Here is a 12,659-nt window from a genome sequence, read left to right as displayed (position 1 = left end):
GTGCGCGCGTTAGTCGGCCACGGGCGTTACGATCCACCACGATGATCGCGGCACCCGGACCCGGGGGGCCCTCGATCCTGCGGTTCCTGGCCCGGGAAGGGGCGCACCCGCCCCGCCCCGTGACCCACCCCACCCGCCCGGCATTCCGTCCATACGTGGCCAGATGCGTCATAACCGGCACGATGTCCGGGGCTCGTGCGGGCGTCAGTTGTTCACGGGCGCTCCGATCCACCATGATGATCGCGGCAGGCGCAGCCGGCGGTCACTCGATCGTGCGGTGAATGCGCGGTGAACGGCCGCATCCGGCGATCCGATAGCCTCTGCCGACGTGCCCACCCACCCCCTCGGGGCCAGGTGTGCCACGCCCGCTGCCCGGGTAGCCCGTATCGAATGCGGACCGACCGGCGCGGCCTCGCCAGCTTCCAAGGAGTGAGTTCGTCTGTCGACCGCCATCCTCACCGGTCCGCCGGTCGCCGGGTCGCCGCTCGAAGCCGCCCTGCGCTCGCTGGGTTTCCACGTCCGTACGGCGGACGGCGCCGCGGCCGTGGCCGACGCGCTCGCCGAGGTCCCGGCCGATGAGCGCGTCGCCGTCGTCGACCCGCGCTTCGTCGGCCATCTGCACAGCCTCCGGCTGGCGCTGACCGACCCGCGCTTCCCGGCCGCCGCCGTGCCGGGCGCCGTCACGGCGCAGCCCGAGGCGCGCGCCGCGCTCAAGCGCGCCGCCACCGCGGTCCCCGCAGGCCCCGGCACCCGCTACCGCGTGGACGTCCTCCCGGACGCCCTCGCCGAGGGCATGGCGGCCGAGGACGCCGCGCCGCAGAGCGTCGAGCTGGGCAGCCTGGTCGCGACCGTGCCGCTGACGCCCGCCGAGCGCGCCGCCGCCGAGGAGGCCGTCGCCGCCGTCGACGACGAGGCCGTACGGCTGCGTACCGCCGTCAAGGCCCGCGACGGGTTCTTCACCACCTTCTTCATCAGCCCGTACTCCCGCTACCTGGCCCGCTGGTGCGCGCGCCGCGGCCTGACCCCCAACCAGGTCACCACCGCGTCGCTGCTCACCGCGCTGATCGCGGCGGGCTGCGCGGCCACCGGCAGCCGCGGCGGCTTCATCGCCGCGGGGCTGCTCCTGATCTTCTCCTTCGTCCTGGACTGCACCGACGGGCAGCTCGCCCGCTACTCGCTGCAGTACTCGACGATGGGCGCCTGGCTCGACGCGACCTTCGACCGCGCGAAGGAGTACGCGTACTACGCGGGCCTGGCGCTCGGCGCGGCGCGCGGTGGCGACGATGTGTGGGCGCTGGCTCTGGGGGCGATGGTCCTCCAGACCTGCCGGCATGTCGTCGACTTCTCCTTCAACGAGGCGAACCACGACGCCACCGGCAACACCAGCCCCACCGCGGCCCTGTCCGACCGGCTCGACAGCGTCGGCTGGACGGTCTGGGTGCGCCGGATGATCGTGCTGCCCATCGGCGAGCGCTGGGCCATGATCGCCGTACTGACCGCCTGCACCACCCCGCGCATCGTCTTCTACGCGCTGCTCGTCGGCTGCGCCCTGGCCGCCTGCTACACCACGGCGGGCCGGGTGCTGCGCTCGCTCACACGGCGCGCCCGCCGTACGGACCGGGCGGCGGCCGCACTCGCCGACCTGGCGGACTCCGGGCCGCTGGCCGAGCTGGCCGCCAAGGGCCCGGCCGCCCGCGGCTCGGTCACGGCTCCGGTCATGGCGTTCGCGGGTGTGGCCTTCCTGATGGCGCAGCTCGCGTGGAGCGACGCGGGCAGCTGGTGGCCGGTCCTCGGCGCGGCCGTGTACGCGGTCTTCGCCGGCGTCGCCGTCGCCCGCCCCCTGAAAGGCCCCCTCGACTGGCTCGTCCCCCCGCTGTTCCGTGCGGGCGAGTACGTCGCGATCCTGGTCGTGGCGGCCCGTTCCGGCGTCGACCAGGCGCTGCCCGCGGCGTTCGGGCTGGTCGCGGCGGTCGCCTACCATCACTACGACACCGTCTACCGCATCCGCGTGGGCGCCGGGGCCCCGCCGCGCTGGCTGGTGCGCGCAACCGGCGGGCACGAGGGACGCACGCTGGTCGTTGTCCTCCTCGCGGCCCTGCTGCACTCCACAGGTTTCACAATCGCGCTGACGGCCCTGGCAGTGGTCCTGGCGCTGCTGGTGCTCGCCGAGAGCATCCGTTTCTGGGTGTCCTCCGGAGCACCCGCCGTACACGATGAAGGAGAACCCGCATGATCGGCCTCGTGCTGGCCGCCGGCGCCGGACGGCGTCTGCGTCCCTACACCGACACCCTGCCCAAGGCGCTGGTGCCGGTCGATGGTGACACCACCATCCTGGACCTGACGCTCGGCAACTTCGCCGAGATCGGCCTGACCGAGGTCGCGATCATCGTCGGCTACCGCAAGGAGGCCGTGTACGAGCGCAAGGCCGCGCTGGAGGAGAAGTACGGCCTCAAGCTCACCCTCATCGACAACGACAAGGCCGAGGAGTGGAACAACGCCTACTCCCTGTGGTGCGGCCGGGACGCGATCAAGCACGACGTGATCCTCGCCAACGGTGACACCGTGCACCCGGTCTCCGTCGAGAAGACCCTGCTCGCCGCCCGCGGCAACGGCCAGAAGATCATCCTCGCGCTGGACACGGTCAAGAACCTGGCCGACGAGGAGATGAAGGTCGTCGTGGACCCCGACAAGGGCGTCCAGAAGATCACCAAGCTGATGGACCCGGCCGAGGCCACCGGAGAGTACATCGGCGTCACCCTCATCGAGGGCTCGGCCGCCGAGGAACTGGCGGACGCGCTGAAGACCACCTTCGAGCGCGACCCCGACCTGTACTACGAGGACGGCTACCAGGAGCTGGTCAACCGCGGCTTCAAGGTGGACGTGGCGCCGATCGGCGAGGTCGCGTGGGTCGAGATCGACAACCACGACGACCTCGCGAAGGGCCGTGAGATCGCATGCCGGTACTGACCCGCCTGATTCCGTCCCCGGTCGTCGTCGACATCAGCGCCGGCGCACTGGACGACCTGGCGGGCCTGCTGGCCGACCAGCGGATCTCCGCGTCCGGGAAGCTCGCCGTCGCCATCAGCGGCGGCTCCGGCGCCCGGCTGCGGGAGCGGCTGTGCCCGATGCTGCCCGGCGCCGACTGGTACGAGGTCGGCGGCGGCACGCTGGACGAGGCGATCAAGCTCGGCGACGCCATGAAGAAGGGCCGCTACGACGCGGTCGTGGGCCTGGGCGGCGGCAAGATCATCGACTGCGCGAAGTACGCGGCGGCCCGTATCGGCCTGCCGCTGGTCGCCGTCGCGACGAACCTGTCGCACGACGGCCTGTGCTCGCCGGTGGCCACGCTCGACAACGACGCGGGCCGCGGCTCGTACGGCGTGCCCAACCCGATCGCCGTGGTGATCGACCTCGACGTCATCCGGGAGGCCCCGGTCCGCTTCGTACGGTCCGGGATCGGCGACGCCATCTCCAACATCTCCGCGGTCGCCGACTGGGAACTGTCGCACCGCGAGACCGGCGAGGACATCGACGGGCTGGCCGCCGCCATGGCACGCCAGGCCGGCGAGGCCGTGCTGCGCCACCCCGGCGGCGTCGGCGACGACGGCTTCCTCCAGGTGCTGGCCGAGGGCCTGGTCCTGACCGGCATCTCCATGTCGGTGGCCGGCGACAGCCGCCCGGCCTCCGGCGCCTGCCACGAGATCAACCACGCCTTCGACCTCCTGTACCCGAAGCGGGCGGCGAGCCACGGCGAGCAGTGCGGCCTCGGCGCCGCCTTCGCCACGCACCTGCGCGGGGACAAGGAGACCTGCGGGCTGATGATCGAGGTGCTCAGGCGGCACGGCCTGCCGGTGACGCCCGGCGAGATCGGCTTCAGCGACGAGGAGTTCGTCCGGGCCGTCGAGTACGCGCCGCAGACCCGTCCGGGCCGCTACACGATCCTCGAACACCTCGACCTGTCCACCGACCAGATCAGGGACGCCTACGCCGACTATGCACAAGCCGTCAGTAGCTGAACTCCGCCCGGTCGTGCACCCCGCGGGTGTCAAGGACCGGCGCAGCGGTGAGCACTGGGCCGGTCGCCTGTACATGCGGGAGATCTCGCTGCGCTGCGACCGGTACCTGGTGAACACCAGGGTCACGCCGAACCAGCTGACCTATGTGATGACCCTCTGCGGCGTCCTCGCCGCCCCGGCCCTGCTGGTGCCGGGTGTCTGGGGGGCCGTGCTCGGGGTGGTGATGGTCCAGCTCTACCTGCTGCTCGACTGCGTCGACGGCGAGGTGGCCCGCTGGAAGAAGCAGTTCTCGCTCGGCGGGGTCTACCTGGACCGGGTCGGCGCCTACCTCACCGACGCCGCCGTGCTGGTCGGCTTCGGCCTGCGCGCCGCCGACCTGTGGGGCTCCGGGCGGATCGACTGGCTGTGGGCCTTCCTCGGCACCCTCGCCGCCCTCGGCGCGATCCTGATCAAGGCGGAGACGGACCTGGTCGGCGTGGCCCGCCACCAGGGCGGACTGCCGCCGGTCAAGGAGGCCGCGTCCGAGCCGCGCTCGTCCGGCATGGCGCTGGCCCGCAGGGCGGCCGCGGCGCTGAAGTTCCACCGGCTGATCCTCGGCATCGAGGCGTCGCTGGTGATCCTGCTCCTGGCGGTCGTGGACGCGGTACGGGGCGACCTGTTCTTCTCGCGGCTCGGCGTCGCGGTGATGGCCGGTATCGCGCTGCTCCAGACCGTGCTGCACCTGGTGTCCATCCTCGCCTCCAGCAGGCTCAAGTGACGGGGGCGCGAGAGATGAAGGTCGGCGCTGTCGTCCTGACCATGGGCAACCGCCCCGACGAGCTGCGCGCGCTGCTCGACTCGGTCGCCAAGCAGCAGGGCGAGCACATCGAGGTCGTGGTCGTCGGCAACGGCTCGCCGCTGCCGCCGCTGCCCGACGGCGTACGGACCGTGGAGCTGCCGGAGAACGTCGGCATCCCGGCCGGGCGCAATGTCGGCATCGAGGCGTTCGGACCGGGCGGCGGCGAGGTGGACGTGCTGCTGTTCCTGGACGACGACGGGCTGCTGGAGCGGGCGGACACGGCCGAGCTGTGCCGTGAGGCGTTCGCCCGCGACAAGAAGCTCGGGATCATCAGCTTCCGTATCGCGGACCCGGACACGGGGGAGACCCAGCGCCGCCACGTGCCGCGGCTGCGGGCCTCCGACCCGATGCGCTCCTCCCGCGTCACCACCTTCCTCGGCGGCGCGAACGCGGTCCGCACGAAGGTCTTCGAGGAGGTCGGCGGGCTGCCCGACGACTTCTTCTACGCCCATGAGGAGACCGACCTGGCGTGGCGGGCCCTGGACGCGGGCTGGATGATCGACTACCGGTCGGACATGGTGCTGCTGCACCCCACCCACGCCCCCAGCCGGCACGCGGTCTACCACCGCATGGTGGCCCGCAACCGGGTCTGGCTGGCCCGCCGCAACCTCCCGGCCCCGCTGGTTCCGGTCTATCTCGGTGTCTGGTTCCTGCTCACCCTGGCCCGGCGGCCCTCGCGGCCCGCCCTGCGTGCCTGGCTGGGCGGCTTCAAGGAGGGCTGGGCCACGTCCTGTGGTCCCAGGCGTCCCATGAAGTGGCGTACCGTGTGGCGCCTGACCCGGCTGGGCCGCCCTCCCGTCATCTGACAAGCTCGTATCTGAGAGCATCAGGCGCGAACCCGGGGCACGGCCCCGGCAGCGCACCTTGAGGACGAAAGTGTCAACAGTGAGCGAGACTACGCACGACAGTGCGGTCGCCATGAGTGCCCCGCCAACATCCGACGACGGGCTGTCCCGTGCCGAGCTGGCCCGCAAGTACGGGCTGACGCAGAGCGGGGCCCGGCCCAGCCTGCCGGAGTACGTACGGCAGCTGTGGGACCGGCGGCACTTCATCTCCGCCTTCGCCAGCGCGAAGCTGACCGCGCAGTACAGCCAGGCGAAGCTGGGCCAGGTGTGGCAGGTGGTGACGCCCCTGCTGAACGCGCTCGTCTACTACCTCATCTTCGGCCTGCTGATCGGCACCAGCCGCGGGGTCGCGGACTATGTGCCCTTCCTGGTCACCGGCGTCTTCATCTTCACCTTCACGCAGAGCTCGGTGATGGCCGGCACCCGCGCGATCTCCGGGAACCTGGGCCTGGTGCGCGCCCTGCACTTCCCGCGCGCCTGCCTGCCCATCTCGTTCTGCCTGATGCAGCTCCAGCAGCTGCTGTTCTCGATGGGCGTGCTGGTCCTCATCCTGCTGGGCTACGGGCAGGTGCCCACCTGGTCCTGGCTGCTGGCGATCCCGGCACTGGTGCTGCAGTTCGTCTTCAACACCGGGCTCGCGATGGTCATGGCCCGCCTGGGCAGCAAGACCCCCGACCTGGCGCAGCTGATGCCCTTCATCATGCGGACGTGGATGTACGCGTCCGGCGTGATGTTCAGCATCGACCAGATCCTCAAGGAGAAGGCGGTCCCGGCCTTCGTGCACGTCCTGCTGGACTGCAACCCGGCCGTGATCTTCATCGACCTGATGCGGTTCGCGCTGATCGACAGCTTCACCGCCGACAAGCTGCCGCCGCACGTGTGGCCGCTGGCCGTCGGCTGGGCGCTGGTGATGGGCGTCGCCGGCTTCGTGTACTTCTGGAAGGCTGAGGAGCGCTACGGCCGTGGCTGAGCAAGAGGGCGCCGCGCAGACGGCGGACACCACCCGCGTCCCCACCGTGATCGCGGACGACCTGCACATCGTGTACCGGGTGTACGGCACCGGAGCGGGCAAGGGCAGCGCCACCGCGGCCCTGAACCGCATCATCCGCCGCAAGCCGTCCAGCGGGGTGCGCGAGGTGCACGCGGTCAAGGGCGTCAGCTTCACCGCGTACCGCGGCGAGTCGATCGGACTGATCGGCTCGAACGGCTCGGGCAAGTCGACGCTGCTCAAGGCCGTCGCCGGACTGCTGCCCGCGGAGCGCGGCAAGGTCTACTCGCACGGCCAGCCGTCGCTGCTGGGTGTGAACGCGGCCCTGATGAACGACCTGACCGGCGAGAAGAACGTCATCCTCGGCGGCCTGGCGATGGGCATGTCCCGCGAGCAGGTGCACGAGCGCTACCAGAGCATCGTCGACTTCTCCGGCATCAACGAGAAGGGCGACTTCATCTCGCTGCCGATGCGCACGTACTCCTCCGGCATGGGGGCGCGGCTGCGCTTCTCCATCGCGGCGGCCAAGGACCATGACGTGCTGATGATCGACGAGGCGCTGGCGACGGGTGACCGGGCGTTCCAGAAGCGCTCCGAGGCCCGCATCCGCGAGCTGCGCAAGGAGGCCGGCACGGTCTTCCTGGTCAGCCACAACAACAAGTCGATCAGGGACACCTGCGACCGGGTGCTGTGGCTGGAGAAGGGCGAGCTGATGATGGACGGCCCGACCGACGAGGTGATCAAGGCGTACGAGAAGGAGACGGGCAAGTAGCCCGCAGCGCGCCGTACGGCCCCCGCGAGTCCGGCTCGCGGGGGCCGTTGATCGTTGCCGGGCCGGCGGCGGAAGGTTGTCCGCAGGTCTGGAGATCGTTAACAGCTGGTCAACTGGGCCGAAAACGGGAACAGTTCAGGCCGGTTGGATGTTGACCGGATCGTTGCTTCGCGGTTCGGTACCCCCTCGGACGCCGGAGAGATGTACGGCGTAAGCTGTACGGGTACTGAACAGCACAAGTGGCACAAGTCGGGCAATGTGTACCCGCCCTGGCGGCCGGGGGTTCGATCGGGCGGGTCGCGGCATGCGGCGTGTCCGAAATGGGATGCTTTGGCTTGGCGGTGTAGAACGGGAGGCGTGACGGCAATGGCTACTGGAACTCTCCGGCCCCGAAGCGCGCCGGGCAGCCTCCGGTGAGCCGAGGGATGGCACGGGCACGCGATGTCCTCGTCCGGCAGCGGGTGCCGGACGGCGCCCGCGACGACGACGCGCAGTCGCGCACCGTCCTGGACCAGGCCGCGCACGAGAACTTCCCGGTGGCGCCGTTCTTCCTGCCCCGCGCCTGGCGGCGGGACCTGATGGCCGTCTACGGCTTCGCCCGCCTCGTGGACGACATCGGCGACGGCGACCTGGCACCCGGCGGCGGCGACGCCCTGCGCCTGGGGCTGGACCCGGCGCAGAGCGGAGACACCCTGGCGCTGCTCGACGCGCTCGAAGCGGACCTCCACCGCGTCTTCAGCGACCGGGCCCCCGGCCCGCTGCACCCCCTGATGCGCCGCCTGGGCCCCACCGTGCGCCGCTGCGGCCTGACCCCCGAGCCCTTCCTCGGCCTGATCGAGGCCAACCGGCAGGACCAGCGGGTCGGCCGCTATCCGGCGTACGGCGACCTGCTCGCCTACTGCGAGCTGTCCGCCAACCCCGTCGGCCGGCTCGTCCTGGGCATCACCGGCACCGCCAGCCCCGAGCGCATCCGGGCCTCGGACGCCGTCTGTACCGGCCTGCAGATCGTCGAGCACCTCCAGGACGTCGCCGAGGACCTGCGCCGGGACCGCGTCTACCTGCCGGGCGAGGACATGAAACGCTTCGGTGTCACCGAGCGGGATCTCGCCGCACCGACAGGGGGCGCACCGGTGCGCGCGCTCATCGCGTACGAGGCGGAACGCGCCCGCGCGCTGCTGAATGAAGGCACCCCGCTGGTGGGTAGCGTCCACGGCAGGCTCAAGCTGCTGCTCGCCGGCTTCGTCGGCGGCGGACGCGCCGCACTCCGGGCGGTCGCGGCCGCCGACCACGACGTGCTCCCTGGACCGCCCAAGCCGACCAAGCTCAGCCTGCTGCGCGAGGTGCGGGCGACATTGCGAAGAAAGGGGTGAGTCGGACCGTGGAGGACATCGCACACGCGTCCGCGCCGGTGCTCGCTGCGTACCGTTACTGCGAGGCCGTGACCGGGCAGCAGGCACGTAACTTCGCCTACGGCATCCGGCTGTTGCCGACCGACAAGCGGCAGGCCATGTCGGCGCTCTACGCCTTCTCGCGCCGGGTCGACGACATCGGCGACGGCCCGCTGGCGGACGACGCCAAGGAGCGGCGGCTGGAGGACACCCGCGCCCTGCTCGCCCGTATCCAGGACGGCGCGGTCGACGAGGACGACACCGACCCGGTGGCGGTGGCGCTGGCCGACGCGTCCCGGCGCTTCCCCATCCCGCTCGGCGGGCTGGACGAGCTGATCGACGGCGTCCTGATGGACGTACGCGGCGAGACCTACGAGACCTGGGACGACCTGAAGGTCTACTGCCGCTGTGTGGCGGGCGCGATCGGTCGCCTCTCGCTGGGGGTGTTCGGCACGGTCCCCGGCGCGCCGGACACCGCACGCGCCGCCGAATACGCCGATACGCTCGGGCTGGCCCTCCAACTGACCAATATTCTGAGAGACGTTCGCGAGGACGCGGGAAACGGCCGTACGTACCTCCCTTCCGACGACCTCGCCAAGTTCGGTTGCTCGGTGGGCTTCCACAGTCCGGTCCCGCCGCCCGGCGCCGACTTCACCGGACTGGTCCACTTCGAAGTACGGCGCGCCCGCGCCCTGTTCGACCAGGGATTCAGGCTGCTGCCCATGCTCGACCGGCGCAGCGGGGCCTGTGTGGCAGCCATGGCGGGGATCTACCACCGGCTGCTCGCGCGGATCGCCGCCGACCCGGAGGCGGTGCTGCGCGGCCGGGTCTCGCTGCCCGGCCGGGAGAAGGCGTTCGTGGCCGTGCGCGGGCTCTCGGGTTTCGACGCACGGGCGATCGGCCGCCGGCAGGCGGCGCGGGCGGCGGGCCGGCCGCCCGCGAGGAGGCGCGGATGACGGGGCGGGAGCCGGACGGGGCCGACGAGCCCAGCTCAGGGCCGCGGCGGCGGTCCAAACGGCGGGCAACCCTCCGCCGGGCCGCTGCGTCCCTGACGACAGTAATCAGGGAGGGCGAATGACATCGCAACCGATGCGGCCCGACCGGCACGATGCACATGAGGCAGGCCGTCCCGATGGGGCGGCTGCGGTGGTCATTGGGGGCGGTCTCGCCGGTATCACGGCAGCGCTGGCGCTGGCCGACGCGGGGCTGCGCGTCACCCTCGTCGAGGGCCGGCCCCGGCTCGGCGGCCTGGTCTTCTCCTTCCGCCGCGAGTCCGCGGTGGGCGAGCTGACCGTCGACAACGGCCAGCACGTCTACCTGCGCTGCTGCACGGCGTACGGCTGGTTCCTCGACCGGGTCGGCGCCCGGAGCCTGGTACCCCTCCAGGACCGGATGGACGTCCCGGTGCTGGACGCCGACGGCCTGCGGCTGGGGCGGCTGCGGCGTACCGCCCTGCCCGTACCGCTGCACCTGGCCAGAAGCCTGGCGACGTACCCGCACCTCTCGCTCGCCGAGCGGGCGAACGTCGGCCGCGCTGCGCTGGCCCTGAAGAAGCTCGACCCCGAGGACCCGCGGCTGGACGGCGTGGACTTCGCCTCCTGGCTGCGCCGGCACGGCCAGTCGCCGCGCGCCGTCGAGGCGCTGTGGGACCTGGTCGGCGTCGCGACGCTGAACGCACGGGCCGGCGACGCCTCGCTCGGCCTGGCCGCCAAGGTCTTCAAGACCGGCCTGCTCTCCGACAACGGCGCCGCCGACATCGGCTGGGCCCGGGTGCCGCTCGGCGAGGTGCACGACGTGCTCGCCCGCGAGGCCCTGGAGAAGGCGGGCGTCCGCGTCGAGCTGCGCACCCGCGCGAGCGGCCTGGACCGTAGCGAGGACGGGGCCTGGCGGGTGGCGGTCGACAACGGCCCGCACGGCCGCGAGCAGCTGGCCGCCGGCACGGTCGTCCTGGCCCTGCCGCAGCGCGAGACGCACGCCCTGCTGCCCGCCGGCAGCCTCGACGGGCAGGACCGGCTGCTGGACATCGGCACGGCGCCGATCCTGAATCTGCATGTCGTGTACGACCGGCCGGTGCTCAAGCTGGGGGCGTCCCCCGGACCGTCAGGTCCGTCGAGGGGGACGTTCTTCGCGGCGCTGGGCTCGCCCGTGCAGTGGGTCTTCGACCGTACGGAAGCCTCCGGGCTCGCCGCCCTGCCCGGCGGCGCCGGCAGCCAGTACCTGGCCGTCTCGCAGTCCGCCGCACAGGACGACATCGACCGGCCGGTGGCCGAGCTGCGCGAGCGCTATCTGCCGGAGCTGGCACGCCTGTTGCCCGCAGCGCGCGGCGCCACCGTCCGCGACTTCTTCGTCACCCGCGAACGCACCGCGACGTTCGCTCCCACCCCGGGCGTCGGCCGGCTGCGCCCCGCCGCCCGCACACAGAACCCCGGCCTGTACCTGGCCGGCGCGTGGACCGCCACCGGGTGGCCCGCGACCATGGAAAGCGCTGTTCGCAGCGGCCTCGGCGCCGTTCGCGAGGCACTCACCGAACTCGGCTTCCCCCAGGGCCAGTTGCCCCAGGAGGTGGCATGACCACGAGCACGAGCACGAGCGCTCGCACGAGCACGAGCACCGGAAACAGAGGAGAAACCGTGCATCCGGCTTCCCCAGCTATCGACACCGAGAGCGTCACCGCGCTGCTGGAGCGCGGGCGGCGGCTCGCCACTCCCGTGCTGCGTGCCGCCGTGGACCGGCTCGCGCCTCCCATGGACACCGTCGCCGCGTACCACTTCGGCTGGATCGACGCGGCCGGACGGCCCGCGGACGGCGACGGCGGCAAGGCCGTGCGCCCCGCGCTCGCGCTGCTGTCCGCGCAGGCCGCCGGACAGCCGCCGGAGGTCGGCGTGCCCGGCGCCGTCGCCGTGGAACTGGTCCACAACTTCTCGCTGCTGCACGACGACCTGATGGACGGCGACGAGCAGCGCCGCCACCGCGACACGGTGTGGAAGGTGCACGGCCCGGCCCAGGCCATCCTCGTCGGCGACGCGCTGTTCGCCCTCGCCAACGAGATCCTGCTGGAGCTCGGCACGGTCGAGGCCGGCCGCGCCACCCGCCGCCTGACCGTCGCCACCCGCAAGCTCATCGACGGCCAGGCCCAGGACATCTCCTACGAGCACCGCGAGCGGGTCACCGTCGAGGAGTGCCTGGAGATGGAGGGCAACAAGACCGGCGCGCTGCTCGCCTGCGCCGTCTCCATCGGCGCCGTCCTCGGCGGCGCCGACGACCGCACCGCCGACATCCTGGAGCGCTACGGCTACCACCTCGGCCTCGCCTTCCAGGCCGTCGACGACCTGCTCGGCATCTGGGGCGACCCGGAGGCCACCGGCAAGCAGACCTGGAGCGACCTGCGGCAGCGCAAGAAGTCGCTGCCCGTCGTCGCCGCCCTGGCCGCCGACAACCCGGCCGCCGAACGCCTCGCCGGCATCCTCGCGGCGGACGCGAAGAAGAGCGAGGACGAGATCGCCGACTTCACCGAGGAGGAGTTCGCCTCACGCGCGGCCCTCATCGAGGAGGCCGGCGGCCGCGAGTGGACCTCCCAGGAGGCCCGCCGCCAGCACGCCACCGCCATCGCCGCACTGGACGAGGTGGACATGCCCGCACCGGTCCGCGCGCAGCTCGTCGCGCTCGCGGACTTCGTCGTCGTACGAGAGAGATGATCCCTATCGAGCCGATCTAGATCGCAGTCGCCGGGCGGCGCTGCTCCCCGCGGCAGGGGGGCGGGCGCCGGCCGACGGAATCCCTGAGCACGCTTCACAGAGTTCACTGCAGAAGGG

11 protein-coding genes are annotated in these 12,659 nt (G+C 72.0%); all 11 read left to right on the top strand.

The window, feature by feature from the left end:
• The first annotated feature begins 439 nt into the window (after positions 1-439).
• The 11 genes from ADK86_RS24940 to ADK86_RS24890 all read left to right on the top strand — a co-directional run bounded on the left by ADK86_RS24940 (position 440) and on the right by ADK86_RS24890 (position 12,542).
• Positions 440-2,233, top strand: coding sequence for a DUF5941 domain-containing protein (locus ADK86_RS24940; protein WP_053698583.1), 1,794 nt, complete (start codon positions 440-442; stop codon positions 2,231-2,233).
• The gene (locus tag ADK86_RS24935; protein WP_030604478.1) at positions 2,230-2,967 is read left to right on the top strand and encodes a sugar phosphate nucleotidyltransferase; all 738 of its coding nucleotides are present in this window, start codon (positions 2,230-2,232) and stop codon (positions 2,965-2,967) included. The genes ADK86_RS24940 and ADK86_RS24935 overlap by 4 nt, the downstream gene beginning before the upstream one ends.
• Positions 2,955-4,016, top strand: coding sequence for an iron-containing alcohol dehydrogenase family protein (locus tag ADK86_RS24930; RefSeq protein WP_003981486.1), 1,062 nt, complete (start codon positions 2,955-2,957; stop codon positions 4,014-4,016). Before ADK86_RS24935 ends, ADK86_RS24930 begins: the two co-directional genes overlap by 13 nt.
• Positions 3,994-4,773, top strand: a complete 780-nt coding sequence (locus ADK86_RS24925; RefSeq protein ID WP_078952243.1) for a CDP-alcohol phosphatidyltransferase family protein — start codon at positions 3,994-3,996, stop codon at positions 4,771-4,773. The genes ADK86_RS24930 and ADK86_RS24925 overlap by 23 nt, the downstream gene beginning before the upstream one ends.
• A 14-nt stretch (positions 4,774-4,787) precedes the next feature.
• Positions 4,788-5,660, top strand: coding sequence for a glycosyltransferase family 2 protein (locus ADK86_RS24920; RefSeq protein WP_053698581.1), 873 nt, complete (start codon positions 4,788-4,790; stop codon positions 5,658-5,660).
• 79 nt (positions 5,661-5,739) lie between these two features.
• Complete coding sequence (locus ADK86_RS24915; protein ID WP_053698580.1) at positions 5,740-6,669, top strand: ABC transporter permease; 930 nt, start codon at positions 5,740-5,742, stop codon at positions 6,667-6,669.
• Entirely contained in the window at positions 6,662-7,459 is a 798-nt protein-coding gene (locus tag ADK86_RS24910; protein ID WP_003981490.1) for an ABC transporter ATP-binding protein, read from the top strand. The genes ADK86_RS24915 and ADK86_RS24910 overlap by 8 nt, the downstream gene beginning before the upstream one ends.
• A 425-nt stretch (positions 7,460-7,884) precedes the next feature.
• Positions 7,885-8,829, top strand: a complete 945-nt coding sequence (gene hpnC / locus ADK86_RS24905) for a squalene synthase HpnC (protein ID WP_234346015.1) — start codon at positions 7,885-7,887, stop codon at positions 8,827-8,829.
• Complete coding sequence (hpnD, locus tag ADK86_RS24900; protein WP_050507178.1) at positions 8,826-9,803, top strand: presqualene diphosphate synthase HpnD; 978 nt, start codon at positions 8,826-8,828, stop codon at positions 9,801-9,803. The genes hpnC and hpnD overlap by 4 nt, the downstream gene beginning before the upstream one ends.
• Positions 9,804-9,936: 133 nt before the next feature.
• Complete coding sequence (hpnE, locus tag ADK86_RS24895; protein ID WP_053698579.1) at positions 9,937-11,418, top strand: hydroxysqualene dehydroxylase HpnE; 1,482 nt, start codon at positions 9,937-9,939, stop codon at positions 11,416-11,418.
• Between the two features lie 59 nt (positions 11,419-11,477).
• On the top strand, positions 11,478-12,542 hold the full coding sequence (locus tag ADK86_RS24890) for a polyprenyl synthetase family protein (RefSeq protein WP_030604505.1): 1,065 nt from the start codon (positions 11,478-11,480) through the stop codon (positions 12,540-12,542).
• The last annotated feature ends 117 nt before the right edge of the window (positions 12,543-12,659 follow it).

Origin of the sequence: Streptomyces sp. NRRL F-5755 (assembly GCF_001279365.1) — a bacterium.
GTDB classification, from domain to species: domain Bacteria; phylum Actinomycetota; class Actinomycetes; order Streptomycetales; family Streptomycetaceae; genus Streptomyces; species Streptomyces rimosus.
The sequence above is the reverse complement of the archived record's forward strand: the minus strand, read 5'-3'. Positions and strand labels throughout refer to the sequence as shown.